Origin of the sequence: Actinoplanes sp. NPDC051494, assembly GCF_044454705.1 — a bacterium.
In the GTDB taxonomy this organism is placed as follows: Bacteria; Actinomycetota; Actinomycetes; order Mycobacteriales; family Micromonosporaceae; genus Actinoplanes.
The window spans coordinates 30,753-49,013 of record NZ_JBITDZ010000007.1; the positions used below are offsets into that span (position 1 = coordinate 30,753).

14 protein-coding genes are annotated in these 18,261 nt (G+C 68.4%); 6 read left to right on the forward strand and 8 right to left on the reverse strand.

The features are described 5' to 3' along the window. The first annotated feature begins 373 nt into the window (after positions 1-373). From ACIA6A_RS23680 to ACIA6A_RS23695, 4 genes are read left to right on the forward strand one after another with little or no spacing between them, the layout of a single operon-like run. Entirely contained in the window at positions 374-1,150 is a 777-nt protein-coding gene (locus ACIA6A_RS23680) for an SCO2525 family SAM-dependent methyltransferase (RefSeq protein ID WP_396100006.1), read from the forward strand. Between the two features lie 33 nt (positions 1,151-1,183). Next, positions 1,184-3,028: an SCO2524 family protein gene (locus tag ACIA6A_RS23685; protein ID WP_396100007.1), complete on the forward strand. Its 1,845-nt coding sequence runs from the start codon at positions 1,184-1,186 to the stop codon at positions 3,026-3,028. A 1-nt stretch (position 3,029) separates the two neighbouring features. Further along, positions 3,030-3,950 carry an SCO2523 family variant P-loop protein gene (locus ACIA6A_RS23690; RefSeq protein ID WP_396100008.1) on the forward strand — a complete coding sequence of 307 codons (921 nt, stop codon included), beginning with the start codon at positions 3,030-3,032 and terminating at the stop codon, positions 3,948-3,950. Beyond that, entirely contained in the window at positions 3,947-4,912 is a 966-nt protein-coding gene (locus ACIA6A_RS23695; RefSeq protein WP_396100009.1) for an SCO2522 family protein, read from the forward strand. The genes ACIA6A_RS23690 and ACIA6A_RS23695 overlap by 4 nt, the downstream gene beginning before the upstream one ends. Before the next feature lie 11 nt (positions 4,913-4,923). On the opposite strand, the gene ACIA6A_RS23700 is transcribed toward ACIA6A_RS23695, so the two are convergent. Further along, complete coding sequence (locus tag ACIA6A_RS23700) at positions 4,924-5,871, reverse strand: DUF6879 family protein (protein ID WP_396100010.1); 948 nt, start codon at positions 5,869-5,871, stop codon at positions 4,924-4,926. Further along, entirely contained in the window at positions 5,868-6,770 is a 903-nt protein-coding gene (locus ACIA6A_RS23705) for an SCO2521 family protein (protein ID WP_396100011.1), read from the reverse strand. The genes ACIA6A_RS23700 and ACIA6A_RS23705 overlap by 4 nt, the downstream gene beginning before the upstream one ends. 221 nt (positions 6,771-6,991) lie before the next feature. On the opposite strand from ACIA6A_RS23705, the gene ACIA6A_RS23710 reads away from it, so the two are divergent. Further along, on the forward strand, positions 6,992-7,960 hold the full coding sequence (locus ACIA6A_RS23710) for an FAD-dependent oxidoreductase (protein ID WP_396100012.1): 969 nt from the start codon (positions 6,992-6,994) through the stop codon (positions 7,958-7,960). Here ACIA6A_RS23710 and ACIA6A_RS23715 read toward each other — a convergent pair. The 3 genes from ACIA6A_RS23715 to ACIA6A_RS23725 all read right to left on the reverse strand — a co-directional run bounded on the left by ACIA6A_RS23715 (position 7,940) and on the right by ACIA6A_RS23725 (position 11,182). Continuing rightward, entirely contained in the window at positions 7,940-9,034 is a 1,095-nt protein-coding gene (locus ACIA6A_RS23715; protein ID WP_396100013.1) for a winged helix DNA-binding domain-containing protein, read from the reverse strand. The two genes, ACIA6A_RS23710 and ACIA6A_RS23715, sit on opposite strands and share 21 nt — an antisense overlap. Before the next feature lie 23 nt (positions 9,035-9,057). Continuing rightward, complete coding sequence (pgi, locus tag ACIA6A_RS23720) at positions 9,058-10,689, reverse strand: glucose-6-phosphate isomerase (protein WP_396100014.1); 1,632 nt, start codon at positions 10,687-10,689, stop codon at positions 9,058-9,060. 127 nt (positions 10,690-10,816) lie between these two features. Further along, the gene (locus ACIA6A_RS23725; RefSeq protein WP_396100015.1) at positions 10,817-11,182 is read right to left on the reverse strand and encodes a DoxX family protein; all 366 of its coding nucleotides are present in this window, start codon (positions 11,180-11,182) and stop codon (positions 10,817-10,819) included. A 101-nt stretch (positions 11,183-11,283) separates the two neighbouring features. On the opposite strand from ACIA6A_RS23725, the gene ACIA6A_RS23730 reads away from it, so the two are divergent. Continuing rightward, positions 11,284-11,760 (forward strand): MarR family winged helix-turn-helix transcriptional regulator, encoded by a 477-nt coding sequence (locus ACIA6A_RS23730; protein WP_396100016.1) that lies wholly within the window; start codon positions 11,284-11,286, stop codon positions 11,758-11,760. A gap of 4 nt (positions 11,761-11,764) precedes the next feature. Here the strand turns inward: ACIA6A_RS23730 and ACIA6A_RS23735 are convergent, their stop codons facing one another. From ACIA6A_RS23735 to ACIA6A_RS23745, 3 genes are read right to left on the reverse strand one after another with little or no spacing between them, the layout of a single operon-like run. Beyond that, positions 11,765-12,517 (reverse strand): hypothetical protein, encoded by a 753-nt coding sequence (locus ACIA6A_RS23735; protein WP_396100017.1) that lies wholly within the window; start codon positions 12,515-12,517, stop codon positions 11,765-11,767. Continuing rightward, positions 12,514-12,906 (reverse strand): hypothetical protein, encoded by a 393-nt coding sequence (locus tag ACIA6A_RS23740; RefSeq protein WP_396100018.1) that lies wholly within the window; start codon positions 12,904-12,906, stop codon positions 12,514-12,516. Before ACIA6A_RS23740 ends, ACIA6A_RS23735 begins: the two co-directional genes overlap by 4 nt. Positions 12,907-12,917: 11 nt before the next feature. Continuing rightward, positions 12,918-18,257, reverse strand: a complete 5,340-nt coding sequence (locus ACIA6A_RS23745) for a toxin glutamine deamidase domain-containing protein (protein ID WP_396100019.1) — start codon at positions 18,255-18,257, stop codon at positions 12,918-12,920. Positions 18,258-18,261: the final 4 nt, after the last annotated feature.

An 18,261-nucleotide genomic window follows, 5' to 3' on the forward strand; every position in this document is an offset into this window, starting at 1 on the left:
TTCCCACCTTCCCCGGCATCCCACCCCAGCCCCGGTCGAGCCACACGGCGTCATGAGCAGCAGCGGGCGCAGCGCCTCTTCATATTGATACTCGTACATTCTTTTAGGCCCTGACGTGCACCCCCTCACTCGTTCGAAGTAGTTGTCGCGGGACTAGTGCTTTCGGAGTACGCTATCGCCCACGCCCGTGGATATACACCCGATTCGGCTGCCACGAACGGGTATCCCGGGAACAATAGGGCGATACCCGCACGCCGCGTCCGGCGTTACACCTGTCGCGTCATGTGAAATCGGCCGCTCGTCGATGTGCGCACCAGGGCCCTACGCTAAAAGAGGCGGCGAGTCCGCTCGAACCGCCGGAGGAGATCGACCCGTGGCTGATCGCGTCGCAGCAGAGAATCGCACCACCGTGTGGGCGCAGATCGGCAACGGCGACGTCGACTGGGACGAGTTCGACTCCGCGGCCTACTTCGATCACAACTACGGTCACCTGCGCCCCGACGACGAGCAGATCATCGAGATCGTCGCCGACTACTTCCAGTCCCGCAAACCACGCGACGGCTGGCGCGACCGCGCGATCGACGTGGGTGCCGGCGCCAATCTGTACCCGGCGCTGACCATGCTCCCGTTCGCCGCCGAGGTGACGCTCTACGAACGGGCCGCCACCAACTGCGACTGGCTGACCGCGCAGACCGCCGTACCCAACGAGTCCTGGTTGGACTTCTGGGCGCATATCATGCGGGGGCGGCCGGACTACGCGGACATCAAGCGGCCGTTCGATCTGCTGCACCGGCGCGCCCGGGTGACGCGGGGCAACATCTTCGGGCTGCCCACCGATCAGTACGACATCGGCACCATGTTCTTCGTGGCGGAATCGATCACCACCCGCACCGACGAGTTCGAGCGGGCGACCCGGACGTTCATCAACTCCCTGCGGGCGGGATCCCCGTTCGCGGCGGCATTCATGAAAGACTCTTCCGGCTATCAGGTGGGCCGGGTCAGTTTCCCCGCCTGCTCGGTGGACGAGAACGACATCCTGCGCGCGCTCGGCAAAGTTGCGCGGGATGTCACCATCACGACAGTGGAAAGCAACGATCTGCGCGACGGTTACGGCGGCATGGTCGTTGCCACGGGACGTAAACGCTTGTAAAAGGCCCACGGACGGGTAGGTGTCAGCGCACCGATGCAGATCCAGCCACGTCAACAACTTCTCGATGTCTGGCGCGCCACGGTCAGACTCTCCTATCCCGACGGAGCATGGCACTTCGGTGGCCGCGACGGCGCGAATTCGATCAGTGACGCCGAACAGTTGCTCTGCATCATGGCACCGGCCACCGAGATCCCGCTCTTCCGGCTGGACGACCCGGACGCCGCCAACCGGGACGTGCTCGACGCGCTCGGCGCACTCGGCGACAACATCCAGGTGCCGCAGCGCCTGATCCGGACCCTCACCGAGTACTGCAACCGCTACACCGCGCCGGACGGCACGCCGATCTTCGCCGGCGACACCTATTTCCTCGGCGAGGGCGCGGGCAACGGCCTCAGCGACGAGCAGCGCTCGCTCGACGTGGTGGACTCGTTCTCGATCAGCGTGACGCTGATGCTCGCCATCGCCGGCTTCACCCGGGTCTTCCGTCAGGTCGTCACCCGCACGCGGCTGCTGGAGGAGATCGACGCGCTGGAGATCATGGCCGGCAAACGCCTCACCGCCGCCATGGTGGGCCTGCTGCGCAGCTTCGCGGTCAACGTCTTCTCGGCCGAGGACAAGTTCGGCCAGGAACTCGTCCGCATGGTCAACCAGGAACGGCGGCCGTCCCGGGTCGTGGTGGAGGAGCTGCGCGAAGCGCTCCGGGAGATCAACGCCCGGCTGCGCGACGACGTCACCATCGGATCCGGCGCCGCCGAGAGCGGTGAACTCGACCTGCCCAACCGCCTGTTCGAGTGCGGATGGAGCTGGGGCATCGTCACCGACGCACCGGAGATCGAGACCTCCGACGTCGGGCGTCAGCTGAACGGCGTGGCCCAGAACGCGCCCTACCTGTACTTCACCACCGTGGCGCTGGACGCGATCCAGGCCCTGTCGTCCGAGCGCACCCGGCTGCTCGGCCTGCTCGACGAGGCCCAGTCCAAGCTGGCCCAGGCGCTGCAGCTGCGCTTCGAGCTCACCCGGTCCTACTGGGCGACGATCGCGACGTACGGATCGGGTCGCTGGCCGCTGGAGGACCTGCCCTGGCGCACCACCGACGGGATCGAGAACGACTACTTCACGCTGTTGGTGACCGGCATGGTCATGCAGAACATGGTCGCGAACCGGGCCTCCAACGCCGACATGTCCCGGGTCGCCTCGGTGCTGGAGGAGGTGGCCAACCGCAGCCGGATCACCCGCCGCTCGTCGAAGCTCGAGGCCGCGCTCGACGTGCACCACCCGGGCCTGCGGTTCCCGCTGGAGGGCAGCGAGGACGCCGGCGGACCCCGGCTCGCGTGGACGGTCGCGGACATCTCGCCGCTGCTGCTCAAACGGACGCTAAGCCTGGCCGGCCTGCTGTCCGAGGGCACGTCCCGGAGCCTGCTGCTCGACCTGTCCGACGAGATGTGGAACCACCTGGCGAGCCGGGCGCTCTCCGACGGGCTGCCCGGCGGGCTCTGGGACCAGCCGACCGGCGTCTTCCCGCAACTCGACGTGAAGTACACCGAGGCGTCCTGGTACTACACCAAGCGGGTCGTCGACTGCCTGGTCACCGCCGCGCAGTTCATCAACGAGCCGCCGTTGCGCAGCGATCTGCTCGCCCAGATCGCCGCGGACCTGCTGAACGAGGCCGAGCACCTGTACGACCGGGAGCTGCTCAACAACTCCACCGACAGCGGGCGCTCCCTGGCCGAGCAGCTGAAACAGATCGGTGTCGACCTGAACCGGGCACGGGCGGTGCGGCGCGAGCGTCCCGGCGTCGCGGTGGCGGTGACCGAGGAGGTCCTGCGCAAACTGGACCGGCTCTCCGCCGCGCGGCGCGCCACGACGGGGACGGTCTGACGTGCTGATCTTCGCGACGTCCGACAAGGGCGGTACCGGCCGCTCGGTGACCAGCAGCAATCTCGCGTACCGGACGGCTCTGGACGGTCTTGACAGCTGCTATCTGGACTTCGATTTCGGCAGCCCGACCTCCGGCGCGATCTTCGAACTGCCCCAGCTGACCGCCGGGGTGGACTCCGGCGACGGTCTGCACAACTACTTCCTCGGGCACATCGCGCTGCCCCGCCGCGTCGACGTCTGGGCGGAGTCGGAACGTGACGTGCTGCGCAGCCGTCCGGCCGGGGCGGGCCGGCTGACGCTGCTGCCGGGCGACCGGGGCGGCGGCGAGTTCCAGGCGACCCGGGCCATGGTGGACCGGTGCGTCGAGCTGTTCCTGCGCGTGTCCGAGGAGTTCGACCTCACCATCGTGGACCTGAGCGCCGGTCGTTCGTACGCGACCGAGATCGTGCTGGCGGCGACGGCCCGGCCGGAGCTGGCCGGGGTCAACGCCCGGTGGCTGGTGTTCCACCGCTGGACCCGGCAGCACATCATCGCGGCCGCCGGGCTGGTCCGGGGCCAGCACGGGCTCCTCGACGCCGGTACCCAGCAGGGCCACGACCGGTGGGCCCTGCAGAACGCGATCCGGTTCATCCGGACCGCGGTGCTGAACCCCGCGGCGCAGGGTCAGGAGGGACTGCGCCCCGAGCAGCTGGCCTGGCTCGACCGGTGCAACCGGCGCCTGCACGAGCTCGCGGGCAGTCTCGGCGTCGGCCGGTCGGTGCTGCTGAGCGAGATCCCGCTCGACCCGGTGCTGCAGTGGCAGGAGCAGCTGCTGTCCAACGAGGATGTGCTGCTGCACGGCACCGCCAACCAGGAGACGGTCGCGGCGTTCGAGCAGCTGGCCAAGAAGATCTTCGATGACGACGCGTGGGTGGGGTTGTGACGCTGCCGGCCTACGAGGTGTTCACCGAGGAGTCCGCCACCCCCGTCATCCGGTCCGTGCCCCTGGCCCACCTGTCCGTCGAGCTCGGCCACCTGTACATGGACGATTTCGAGGCCGGTCCGGCACACCTGCTGGACCAGTTCCGCCTCGTCGCGCCCTGGGCCGCCGCGGCGCGCGGGATCACCGCGGCCGAGTTGCCCGAGCGATCGACGCCCCGGATCAGCACCTGTTTCCTGATCGACGACTACTTCAGCCGCTTCAGCACCCCGGACAAGGTGGTGGCCATGCTGGCGAGCACCGCGGCGGAGGCCGGCCTGGAGATCGACTACGTGGCGCGGGAGTCGGGCTGCGCCGTGGCCGAGGGCGTCGAGCTGGCCCGCATCGTCGAGCATCACCTGGTCAGCGAGCCGCCCGAGGGGGCCACCGGGTCCCGGCCGCCGGTGTCGGAGAGCGGCTGGCTGACCAACGGGGAACGCTCCCCCACCACCGGGCCCGGCTCGGCCATGAGCGCCCGGCCCGAGTGGCGCCCGCCGCGGCAGAGCGCGGTCAAGAACCACTCCATCTTTCTCGACATCGAGCTGTGGCGTGAGGAGGCGGGCGACCGGTTGTGGTCCTGCCCGTTCCTCGCCGCGGTCTGGCAGCTGCAACGACTCGGTCTGGTCCGGCATCTCGGGGAGCCGGTCGCCCCGCCGAGGATGCTGTCGCTCGACGAGCTCCCGTCGGACTGGGACGCCCTGCCGCCGGTCGTGCAGCTGAACCCGGACGCCGCGCCGTTCCGGGCCTACCGGACGTTCTCCGTGCTCGGCGCCCGGTTCCTGCCGATCGAGGTCGCGGTCCGCACGATCCTGGGGCAGGTGGCGATCGCCGCGCCGATCGAGGACCAGCTCCGGGCGCGCGCCCGGGGTGAGCGGATCACCCTGCCCGGCGAGTTCGTCGACCGGATCCGGTACGCGTTCATGTGAGCCCGCGCCGCTCAGACCACCGCCGGTTCGGTCGAGACATCCCACAGGTCGGCGAAGAGCTGGGCGCATTCCTTGACCCGGTCGATGGTCAGCACGAGCCGGGTCTCGGAGATCTGGGCCAGCTCGGGGTCGTTGGTCAGCGTCGGTGTGGTCTCGTACGCGAGTGTGTCATCGAAGACGATCATGTCGCGGACCTGCACCTTGAGGTGCGGAGGCACGTCGGCGCGGGCGAGCAGCCGGACGTGGATCTGCATCCGGCGCTGCTCGGCGCAGACCCGGAGCAGCGCGGGGTCGTCGGCGGTGCCTTGCGCGTCGAGGACGAAGATCCGCCGGACCCGTTTGCCGGCGGCCGCGACCCGCCGCTGGGCGTCGAGGTACCGCTGACCGATCTCGCTCTGCCAGAGGCCGTGGTCGACGGCCGCCATGCTGATCGCGTCGATCCCGATGGTGGCGGTCCGCGTCAGGCCGAGCAGCCACTCGCGGTCCTCGCCGTAGTAGGTGATCGTGCCGCCCTCGGCGAGTTGTTTGAGCAGCCCGGCCGTCTCCTTGATCTTGGCCTGGACGAAGTGCTGGACGATCCGGGGCGCGTCCCGCGAGATCCGGGTCGAGTTCTCCACGAGCTCGGTGACCACGTCGGCGTCCAGCGCCGAATTGTCGATCTTGCGATACAGCTCGGTCGCCTTGCTGATCTGAGGGAACGTGTCGTCGACGAGCCGGCGCATCGCCACGATGCTCTCGGCCTCGATACGCTCCAGCGCCGCGAGCCGCTTCTCGAAGTCGGCCAGGAACCGGATCAGCAGCGCGATGCCCCCGATCAGCACGGACAGCGTGATGCTGATGGCCTGCGGCTGGTTGAGCGCGTTGGTGATGAGGAACGTCAGGCCGCCGGTGGCGACCGTGGTGAGGACCTTGCGGGTCACGCTCGAGGCGTTGCCGGGCGTGACGACCGCCGAGGTCATCGCCGCGGGCCCACGGCGGCCAGCGCCGCGACCGCACCGGCCGACAACTGGTCCCTGATCCGGCGCACGACCGTGTCCCATTGCCGGCTGAAGCCGGGACGGGCCTCCAGCGTGGCCCAGACCCCCGCGGAGTACGCGTCCCCGCGCGCGTCCGGCATCCACAGGTGCAGCAGGTAGTCGATCACGGGACTGAGCCGGTTCAGAACGTCGTCGCGGGCGAGCACGCCGGGCGCGGCCTTGCGGACCGCCTCCAGCAGCGTGGTCAGCAGCCAGTCGTGCAGCGCGATGTCCTCGCAGAGCGCCGCCAGCGCCTCGACCGGCTGGTCGGTCACGGTCAGCTGGACCGTACGCAGCGTGTCGCGGCCGAGCCCGAACCGCACCGCGCCCTGCCCCTCGTCGCAGGCCACCCACCGCACGCTGGTCCGCGCGCTGCGCAGCCGGGACGTGCCCGGCCGCCCACCGGCCCGCTGCACCTGGTCGAGGGCCCGGGACGCGACCTCCCGCAGGCCCAGCGGGGACGAGCCGGCGGCGAGGACCCCGGCCAGCTCGCCCGGGCGGACCTTGCCGATGGCCTCGATCACGCCGGGCCGGGCCAGGTAGTGCGACCAGGACTGCCGGGCGGTGCCGCCGGCCCGCGACACCGTGGCGTACGCGGAGCCCTGCACCACGTGTCCACCGGTGATCGCCGACCGCTGCAGCACCGTGCCGACACCGCGCACCTGCCGTGCCGACCCGGCGGGCACCAGTGCGCAGTCGACCCCGATGGGCACCGCGGGGGAACGCACGTAGGAGATCGGCCGCCGCGAGACCAGCACCGGCTCGCCGGCCACCAGGTCCACCAGGCGCTGGGACTCCTCCAGGGTGACCGGGTCACGCCCGCGCAGGAGTCCGGTGTGCACCTCACCAACGATGAGCATCTGCCCCCCAGGTGTGACGCGGTACGCCGATTGGATCGCATCCGATCGCTGATTGCAACAATGAGTATTGACGCATACCCGTTCCGTAGATCTCGCTATCACCCGGCGCGGCCCTCGACAACCCGGGCACGCCTTAGTCCGCAGCCGCCGGATATTCACGTTCGTCATCAGCACAAGAGGAAACCGACGGATAACGTCGAAAGATGACCTCTGCCCGACCCGATCTTCTCATTATCGGCGCCGGCATATCAGGCATGACCACCGCGGTGCGCCTGGCCGAGGACGCGAGGGGGTTCCGCGTCCGGGTGGTGGCCGAGCGCCGGCCCGAGAGCAGCACCTCGGCCGCCGCCGGCGCCATCTGGGACCCCATATACGCCAATCATCCCGAGGTTCCCGCGTGGAGCATGTACACGTACGGCGTACTGCGCGACCTGGAACGCGCCGGGCGCCCCGGGGTGCGGCTCGTCGACGGGGTGGAGGCGTCCCGGCGGGAGATCGCCACCCCCGGGTGGGCGACGTCGCTGCCCGGGTTCCGGGAATGCACCGCGGCCGATCTGCCCGACGGATTCCGCAGCGGCTGGTGCTATCGCGCGCCGATCGTCGACATGCCCTCCTATCTCGCCTATCTGGAACGGCGCCTGATCGCCGCCGGGACCACGATCGAGACCGCGCGGTTCGATTCGCTGGACGAGGCGTTCGAACAGGCCGATGTCGTCGTCAACTGCAGCGGGATCGGCGCGCGGGAACTGGTGCCGGATCCGCTGGTGGAGCCGATCCGGGGGCAGCTGGTCGCGGTCCGCAACCCGGGGGTGACGGAATTCTTCGCCGAGCACACCGACGAGCTGGAGGAGATGACGTACCTGCTCCCGCAGGGCGACGTGCTGCTGCTCGGCGGCAGCGCCGACAAGGACGTGGACGACCTGGTGCCGGATCCCGAGGTCGCGCGCGGCATCGTCGAGCGGTGCGCCGGCGTGGTGCCCGCGGTCGCCGGCGCGACGGTGCTCGGGCACCGGGTCGGGATCCGGCCGCAGCGTGAGCAGATCCGCGTGGAACGGGTCGAGGCCGGTGGCGGGCGGGTCGTGGTGCACAACTACGGGCACAGCGGCGCCGGGGTGAGCCTGTCCTGGGGCTGCGCCGAGACGGTGGCCGGCCTACTCGCCGGTGACCTGTAGCGGGAGCCCGACGAACGTCGCGAACGGTTCGAGTGCCGCCTCGGCGCGTTTGCGGGCGGCGGCCGTGAGCGGCACCAAAGGCGTGACCTGCACGGTGACCGCCTTCTTGCCGAGAGTGCGTTTCCAGATGGCGGCGACCCGGCCGTTCTCGACGAGCGTGGACTGGAAGATGCCGTTCCCGCCGGGGACCACGGCGGTGAAGTGGGCGTCGTCGAGCAGCATCGAGCGGTCCTTGTAACCCAGCATGTATTCGTCGAAGCCCGGCAGCGCCGCCCAGTCGTCCAGGGCCACCGGGTCCGGTTCGAGCAGAGCGGGATCGACGATCATCGGGACCCCCTCGACGGTGACGGTGGTGAGGGCGTCGCCGGCCAGGGTGATGCCCTTGCGGACGTCGGTGAGGGTCAGACCGGTCCAGCGGGCGAGATCCGCCGGGGTGGCCGGGCCGTGACTGCGGAAGTAGCGGTGCGCGATCAGCGCCAGGGCCTCGTCGCGCGACGGGGTGGCCGACCGGGGCACCCACTCGTCGAGCAGGACGAACGTCTGTTCCTTACCGATGTGCGGGGCGATGCACGTGACGCCCAGCTGACTCGCGTACCAGAGGAGGTGGTAGCCGAGCTGACCGCTCACCTCGACCCCGGCGTCGTTGAGGGCCGTCAGGCACTCGGCCCGGGTGAAGCGGCCGCCGCCGGTCAGGGCGGTGCGCAGGACGTCGACGGCCCGGTCGGCGGTCTTCTCGGTGAGGCCGATGATCTCCCGGCGTTTCGCGGCGCCGGAGAGGGCCCGCACGCCCATCACGTCGAGCATCCAGTGCGCGTCGGCGGGTGGCACGAGGTGGACGGTGCCGCGCATGGGCCAGGTGCGGATCGCCTCGCGCCGCTCGAGGGCGGCGTCGATGTCGGCGCGGACCGAGCCCGGCAGGCGCACGCCCAGCGACCACAGACCGCTGGCCATGTCCTGCGCCTGCATCGCGCCGAACCACTCGACGATCTCGGCGACACTGCCGAGGCGAATCTCGCGCGTCAGCAGCAGGCTGCGCATCCGCACGGCCAGGGCCTGTTCCATGGTCAGTTCCACAGAACAGGACCCTAGCGTCTTATCTAGCGGCCGCGCTGGTTGCGGTAACGGGCGATCAACGCGTCGGTGGACGAGTCGGTCGGCGTGTCGGACGCCGTCGCCGCGGTGAGCAGCGGCGCCAGCTGGTTGGCCATGACCTTGCCGAGCTCGACGCCCCACTGGTCGAACGAGTTGATCTCCCAGATGACGCCCTGGGTGAACGTGATGTGCTCGTACAGCGCGATGAGCTGGCCGAGCACCGACGGGGTCAGCTTCTCGGACAGGATCGTGGTGGTCGGGTGGTTGCCCGGCATGACCTTGTGGGCCACGATGTCGGCGGCCACGCCCTCGGCCTCGATCTGCTCGGCGGTGCGGCCGAACGCCAGCGCCCCGGTCTGGGCGAAGAAGTTCGACATGAACAGGTCGTGCATCTCGCCGGTGTCGTGGTTGGGCACGCTGAACCCGATGAAGTCGGCCGGGATCAGCTTGGTGCCCTGGTGGATCAGCTGGTAGAAAGCGTGCTGCCCGTTGGTGCCGGGCTCGCCCCAGAAGACCTCACCGGTCTGGAAGCCGACCGCCGAGCCGTCGAGGCGTACGTGCTTGCCGTTGCTCTCCATCGTCAGCTGCTGCAGGTAGGCCGCGAACCGGTGCAGGTACTGCGAGTACGGCAGCACCGCGTGCGACTGGGCGCCGAGGAACGTGTCGTACCAGACATTGAGCAGGCCCAGCAGCGCCGGCACGTTCTCCTCGAGCGGCGTGGTGAGGAAGTGCTGATCGACGGCGTGGTACCCGGCCAGCAGCTCGCCGAACTGCTCCTTGCCGATCGCGATCATGACCGAGAGGCCGACCGCGGACGGCAGCGAGTAACGCCCGCCCACCCAGTCCCAGAAGCCGAACATGTTGGCGGTGTCGATGCCGAAATCGGAGACCCGCTGCGCGTTCGTGCTGACCGCGACGAAGTGCTTGGCGACCGCGGACGCGTCCCCGCCCAGGCCGGCGAGCAGCCAGTTGCGCGCCTCGGTGGCGTTGGTCAGCGTCTCCTGGGTGCCGAACGTCTTGGAGACGATGACGAACAGCGTGCTCGCCGGGTCGAGGTCGTGGGTCTTCTCGTACAGGTCGGTCGGGTCGATGTTGGACACGAACCGGCACTCGATGCCCTGCTGCGCGTACGCCTTGAGAGCCTCGTAGGCCATCACCGGACCCAGGTCGGACCCGCCGATGCCGATGTTGACGACGGTCCTGATCGACTCGCCGGTGGCGCCCTTCCACTCCCCGGAGCGGACCTTGTCGGTGAACGCGCCCATCCGGTCGAGGACCTCGTGCACGTCGGCCACCACGTCCTGGCCGTCCACGACGAGCGTGGCGTCGCGCGGCAGCCGCAGCGCGGTGTGCAGCACGGCGCGGTCCTCGGTGACGTTGATGTGCTCACCGGCGAACATCGCCGCGGTGCGCTCGCGCAGCTTCGCCTTCCCGGCGAGCGCCACCAGCGCGCTGATCACCTCGTCCGTGACGAGGTTCTTGCTGTAGTCGACGTAAAGGTCCGCGACCTGGGCGGTGAGCCGCTCGCCGCGCCGCGGGTCGCCCTCGAACAGTTCGCGCAGGTGCACACTCGAGAATTTCTCGGCGTGCCCCTGCACTGCCTGCCATTCCGCGCTGTCGGAAACGTGTTCGCTCATTGCCTTGACTCTCCCGCCTGAACCGACCTATTCGGTGCCATCGTGGCACGGATCCCACCCCCCTGCCGCAATTACTGGGGGGCGAGACCGGTCACAGAGATCAAAACGGGGCTCAGGGCCGAAAGGATCAGAACGCGTACGGACCGAAGCGGCCCCAGGCGACGAACGCGGCCAGGAGCAGGAGCACGACATTGGGAGCGAGCGCCTGGAACTCCTTGCGCCGGGCGTGCACGACGATCGCCCCGATCATCATCAGCACCAGCCCGGTGGCGGCCAGCGGCACCAGGATCGTCGCGATGTCGAGCAGCGCGGGCAGGATCAGGCCGACCGCCGCGGCGATCTCGAGGCCACCGATGACCTTCGGCGGGAACTCGTCGACCCAGCCCATGCCCGCACCCTTGAGCGCTTCCTTGTCCTTGAGCACCTTCATGGAGCCGGCGGCGAGGAAGGCCGCAGCGAGCAGACCAGCGACGATCCAGAGCGCAATATTCACGGTGATGCCTTTCAAGGAGTTGAACGTTCCACTGAAACTTAGGGGTTCAAGGTTGAACGGTCAACCCACTGTGACATGAACGTTCACGCTAAACTGGTGGGGTGCCCGACGACGTGAAATGGCTCGACGACGACCAGCTGCGAGACTGGAAGCGGGTGGTCGGCCTGCTGGTGCTCCTACCGGCCGAGCTCGACAGCCAGATGCAACGCCAGGCCGGCCTCACCCAGTTCGAATACACCGTGCTGGCCGCCCTCTCCGACGCCCCCGGCCGCACGATGCGGATCAGCACCCTCGCCCAGCTGGCCCAAGGCTCCCTGTCGCGCCTGTCCCACCTGATCAAACGGCTCGAGACCCGGGGCTGGGTCCACCGCACCCCCGACCCCGCCGACGGCCGCTACACCAACGCCACCCTCACCGACGCCGGCCGGCAGCTCATGGTCACGATCGCCCCCGGCCACGTCGACCTCGTCCGCCGCCTCGTGATCGACGCCCTCACCCCGGCCCAGCTGCGCAAACTCGGCGAGATCAGCGAACGCATCATCAGCAACATCAACCCCGGGGAGAACTGCCCGGGGTGAATCGCTACTCGCCGCCGGCGGCTTCGCGCCGGGCGGCGGCCTCAGCGGTCCACAGCAGGGCGGCGTTCTCCAGCGCGCTCTTGTGGTACGCGGAGAGCTCGTCGCCGCTCCAGTACGTCTCGACCTGCGGGTAGCGCACGCGCTCCTCGCCCAGGACCACCTGGGTACTGCCGGTGAGATCCCACGCCGGCCACCCCGGCGCAGCCTCGATGAGGAACACCCGCTGCGCCTCCACGGGCGCCCCGGACGCGGCGAACCGCCAGGCCCGCCGCACGGCCACCACCCCGCCCTCGAACGACAGGTCGTTGACCGTCTCCTGATCGGTGTCATCGGTCAGCACCATGGCGAGATCCGCCAGCGACGCCAGCTCCGGCCCGACCTCACGCAGGTCGAACGTGCTGCCACCGCTCAGGTCGAGCCGCAGTGGGACACTCCCGGCAGAGACGGCCAGCACTTCTGCCGACACCGGAGAGAACACATGACCGGTCGGTGGCAGCGGCTCCGCGGAGACCGGAATCAGCTCGATGCCCTTCGCCTCAGGGGCCAGCCCACGCAGCAGCTCAAACTCGTCCGGAGTCACCGACACGCCCAGCTGGGCCAGTGAGGCGCTCAGCGCGCCGGACAGCAGAAGCAAGTCACCGTCGCACAGGACCTTCCGGGTGTAGCTGACGAACTCATCGGGAACCCGCCCGGCCAGCCGCAGCAGCAACCGGTGCATCGCGGCCCGCTCAGCCCACCCCTCGCCAGTCTCGGTCATTCACCGAACTGCTTACCGTAGGCGACGAGATGGACCGCGTCATCGGTGCTCTTCAGAAGGTCGGCCTCATCGACATCGGGGACGACGTACCCGCGTTCGCGGATAAGGGCGAGGAACTCCGCCGGCAGGGTCACATGGTGACGGGACACATAATAGGGAAGGTCGTAGCGCCACATCCAGTCGCCGTCGGTCATGATCGAATCACCGCCCATAACAGTCCGAGACGGATCGAAGACGTCCCTGTCCGCACTTATCGCGGAAATAAGTTGGTAGCTTGCCCGCAGGTAGGCCAAGACCTGTTCCACGTCAGGCAACGGCTCCTCCCCGACATTGTCATGGATGCTCGGCTGAGGCGTCGGCGGCCGAATTTTGCCCAGCTCAGCGAACATTCCTGCCAACTTCATCGTTTCCCGCCTCCCGGCCTGAACGACTCCCAGGTGCCGTCCTTGAAGATGATCACTGGTCTTTCATCGCCACCCCGGTTCGGTACTCCCACCGGCTGGGTCGGCGCCAGAACCCGAACCCCCAACGCATCAGCGACCCGTTGCGCCGCACTGAAACCCTCGAACTCCTTGAGCCCTTCGGGCAACAAGAACTCCTTGTCCAGCCGAGCGGAATGACAGGAGATCAGCCGCACGGGACCGCCGTCCCAATGCGGGTTGTGCCGGATCGCATCGGCGATATGGCCCGCGTTCGTGTCGTTCGAGAACCCGATTTCACCGTCCGCCCTGACAAGTCCGGGTATGAACTTCCCGTCAGGTTTCCCATGCACGACCACATCATGATGACCGGGCACCGGTTTCGCATGGTCGAAGTTCGACATCGTAGCCGCGTCATACCCGATAGCCGTGGCGTTGGGCCGGTAATAGACCGGCTCTCCCCCGGGCAGGAACGAATCCGGAGTGCGTTCCGGCGGACGCGGGAATTCCTCGGGATGACTGTGCCGATATCGCTGGTCACGGCGAGTACCTTCGGGCTCGGCGGTGCTGAACGGGCCGGCATCGTGGTACGGCAGCGGCGAGTACTGACCGTCACCGGTGACCACGAGCGCGTCCATGACCGTGACGTTGCCGCTGTCCACGTTGCCGTTGTGCGAATACAGCGGGCCGGTGTCGCTGACCCGGCGGACCTGCGGATCCAGGTAGACGATGGTCCCGTTCTGATTCACCGCCGCGAACGCGTGGGTCCGCCCACCCTCGGACCTCGTGGTGACGAACGCGAATGAACCATGCCCGGAATTCAGCAGATGGTTGTGCAGGTTCCGCTGGGCGAGCTGCACTGCCTGCCGGGCATCCTGCGGGTCGAGGTCGCTGACGTCCGGGCACAACCCCTGGAACCGTCCACCGGTCGTCGCCTGGATCCGCGAGAGAACATTCCGCTCCGCGCCCATCGGCCGGTCCGGGTCACCGTCGTGATAACCGTCGAACGTACGAGGAGCGGAAACCCGGGGCCGCCCGTGCACGTACGTCTCGTACAGTGAAAGGACTGTGTCACCGCAGTTGATCGACCGGGTCGGATCAACCTCCGGACCACCGTCGTTCATCAGCCCGAACCACTCCCCGTCCCGGGGATCGGCCTGCCGCAGAACCCGGCCCTCCGCGTCGCGCGGCATGGCCCGCTCCAGGTCGGTCTGATGCACGGCCAGCGGGGGCCGTAACCCACCCCGCTCGTTGTAACGCCGCGACATGTCGACCGGCCGAGGTCGGTCATCCCCGGTCAGCGCCGAGCGATCATCGGTCTCCACCGGCCCGGGCGCAAGATCACCCGGATCCTCATTGACCCGATGCCACTCCGGCCCATCAACCTCGACATCCCCGACCGGCGCGGTGCCCCGCTCCACCGCGATCGCCTGATCCCGGAGGTCCGCCGAAGCCTCCAGCGCCACATCGGACAACGCCCGGTAGCGCTCACCATTGGCGTCCTGCCCGTCGCCGAACGCGAGGGAGGCCTGGCGGGAAAGGTTCTCGGCAACCTCCTCCTCGCGTACCGACTCCCGCCGCAGATCCCGCCCCAGCTCCTGCCGATGATTCTCGGCAAACTCAGCCCGTTGCTGGTTGAGCGCGTACTGATAGGTGGCCCGTGCCTCGGCCTCGGCAACCTCCCGTGCCCCCGCGTCCGGTTTGGTGCTCGGCCCAGGATCGGGCGCCGGCGCATCGGGGGCCAGCGCCATCCGGATCCGGTCAGCCTGGTCCCGCGGCTGAGGATCGAGCACCGAGAGCCGGTCCAGATCAGACAACGGCGCCGGCCTCTCCACGGTCGGCTCTGTGAAACTCAAGCTCACATCGTCGGAGATAGGCTGGACCGGCTGACTCTGCTGGACCGGGGGCATGTGCGGAGGTCCCGGTGGCGGCTGCTGATTAATCTGCGTCTGCACGACGGGCTGCACGGGCGGCTGTGGCACAACCACAGGGTGCGTTGCTCGGAGGCTGCCCTGGACCAGGTTGGTGTTAGGGACGAACATCGGGTTGCCTTGGCCGTCGACCATGATGGCGGCGAGCTGAACGACGTTGTTGTCCTGGGATACTCCGTGGTGGCCGTAAAGGGTTCTGACGGCACCCTGGGCTGGCTGGCTCGAATCAACCAACTGGTTCGTCTGCGTGTCCAGGTAGAGGATCGTGCCGTTGTGGTTGACCGCGTTCCAGGCGTGACCCCCACCGCCCTCCCAGTAGGTGATGACCACCGCGCACGAACCCGGGCCCCCGTTGAGCAACGTCTGGTGCAACGCGTTGAAGCCCTGGTCGACCTCAGCCTTGGCCTGCGCCACGGCCTTGTTGCCGACCCATGGGGTGATCTCGGTATGCCAGCTGTTCATTGCCAGTTCGGCACGCCTGGGCCCTTCGGCCTCACCGTTCATCTGGATGGTCGGGTGGCCGACCACGTACGAGTCGAACGTTCGGGGCGCCGCAACGCGTGGCCGACCATGCACATATGTATCGAAGAATGACAATGAACAGTCCAGGCAGTTGTTACCACGCGTGGGATCAGCCGTTGGACCACCGTCGTTGATGAGGTGCCGATACCCGCCGGTACGCGGGTCCACGGCACGCATCGGGTCGCCGTTCGCGTCCCGGGGCATCGCAAGCTCCAGGTCGACCTGATGCTGACTTAACGGTGGACGCAATCCGCCCTCGTGATAATAGTTACGCAGCGACGCAGCAGACGGCGGATGACCGTTGCCGGTGAGCGCGGACCGTTCGGTGGTTTGCACCGGCCCAGCCGCGAGTTGCCCGAGGTCGGCATTCGCCCTTGTATGATCCTGTGCGGTCAGTCGAAATTCATAGCCACTGTTCGGGTTCTCGACATTTTGACGATCTTGCTGAAGTTTCCCCGCCGTTTGGCGGAGTTCGTCCAGCTCCTGCTGCTGGTCTCGTGCAGTGACCAGATCCCCGACTTGAACCGCGTAGTTTCTGGAACTGAGGGCGACACCTTGGTCGTAGCGGTTCTGGTAAAGAGCCGAGTCAAGTCGTTTACGTTCGGCGTTCAGCGCATCGGGATAGACCGTCAGCTGGGTATTTGCCGAAGCGTCGAAATACTGCCGCTCCGCGAGGTCCTGTTGTGGGGTACGGCCATTCTGACCCGGAGCGCCGGGCGCACCTGGAGGCGCAGTGCCGATGAACGGTCCCGACGGGTCGGGTCGCACACCGTCGGCGCGGGGGTTCGTAAGCGGTGTATCGGCGGGAGAGGCCGGTCGTACTGGCGGCGACTGGTTCGCGGGCGGTGCTGAGGACGGAGAGGACGGAACGGAAGGATTCCCGGGTGGAGCCGGATTTGCTGGGGCAGTGATCGAGGACGGGTTCGTCCGGATCGGAGCGACGTCCCGGGGTGACGTTGCGGAAGGTCCCGGAGACGACAGCGGCGCGATGACCAGCGGGGCACTGCTACGAGGGGTCAGATCCGGCCGTACGCCCCCGTTAGGGGCAGCACCTGTAGTGGACGTGTTTGGGGGCGTACCAGCAGGATTGGTCAATGGGCCGCCGGGAGACTGCGGTCCACCAGTAGTGGGGTTGGTGGTGAGATTTTGCGGTGAGTTGACCGTCGACAACGACGGCGAAGAATTCGCTGGTGAGGGCAACGGTCCGCTGATCATTGGGCCCCCAGCGAGAGGGCTGGCATTCAGCGGACTGTTAGGCAGTGAACCAGCGGGACCCGCCGAAGGAGTGGCCGTTGTGGGGTTCGTCGTCACCGATCCGGGTGAGGACGGCGTCGAGGTCGACAGTGGCGATGACGCAGGCGCCGGGCCGGTGTCGACGTGTCCGGCGGGTGCGTCCATCGGCGGGGCGATGGATGACAGGCTCACACCCGTGTCCGATGGGGTTGCGTGGGCAATCGGGTCCGTAGCCGCAGACACACCGCCGTCGGACGCCACGGTCGCGTTGACTTGCACAGGGCCGGCATCCGTGGCGATGCCGACGGCAGGGGCGGACGCTGTGCTCACCGCGGAAGCAGCAGTATGCGAGACCGGCGTGGAAGCGGGTGCCGCCGGCGAGGCCGCCGAATGCGACGCGGCGGAAGATGCGGGCAAAGACGATGCCGGGGCGGACGCGGACGGGGATGACGTCGGAGAGTCATTGCCCGAGGCATAGCTGACCGGCGAGGCCGGGGACGACGAAGCCGGGCTCGACGAGGCGGGGCTCGATCCCCCGCCCGCGTAGTCACCGGCCGGTGAGACGACCGGGTCTGCGGCCGACGAGGGCAGGCGGACATCACCGGACAGGCCGGACGGCAGGGTCGGGACGCCGCCGTCCAGGCTGCTCAGGTCGAGGTTGCTGAAGTCTCCCCGCGCGCCGCTGATGGCAGAGCCGCTTGCTCCCGAGACCGCTGACTTCGCGACGCTCTCGAAGCTGGTCGGGAGGTTTCCGGTGGCCGCCGCGCCGCCGAATTCGCCGAGGACCTCGGCGGCCGCGCCGCGGAGCAGGCTGTTGTTGCCGTGGCCCGCGCCGATGTGGGCGCCGCTCGCCGCCGCGCCGCCGGCCGCTCCCGCGGCGGTCGACCAGGCGAGGTCGCTGCCGTCGATGCCGTCGCGGCGGCCGGTCGTGTTCTGGTAGGCCTGGATGCCGAGGTTGGTCGCGAATTCCTCACGGGCCTCGTCGAAGCCTTCCTCGAGTGCTTCCTTGCCGAGTTTGCGCAGGCCGGCCTTGGTGGTGAGCTGCTTGGCGGCGCGCTTGCCGGCTTCCTTCAGGGTGGCCTTGAGCGCCTTCTTGCTGAGCTGGGCGAGCAGTCGCTTGAAGATCTGCTGGATGGCGTACCGGGTCGCGGCGATCAGGCCGCCGGCCGCCGGGGAGGCCGCGCCGAGGGTGAGCGCGACGGTCACCGCGAGGCCGATCAGTTCGATGACGAACAGGCCGAGTTCGATCCAGGCCTCGATCTTGGCGCCTTCGATGTCGCAGCCGCAGCTCTCGACCATCTTGCCCATCTCGTCGGCGAACTCCAGCAACGAGTTGAGCGGGGCGTCCGTACCCTGCGAGATCTTGTCCCAGGCCGCGGCGAACGCGTCGATGGTGACGCCCGAGCCACCGTACGCGCCGATGACCTCGGCGGCGGCCGCGTAGGACTCGTCGCGGGGGCCGGCGAGTGTGGACGTGATCTCGTACCACTGGTCGGCAATGTCCCACGTGGTTTTTTCATTGCCTTCGGGCCAGTCGAAACCGACAGCCCATTCGAGCGCCGTGTACGCCCAGTCGGGCAGATCCCACGGGGAGAAGTCGAAGGGGTGCGGGATGGGGCTCGGCAGGATCGTCATACGG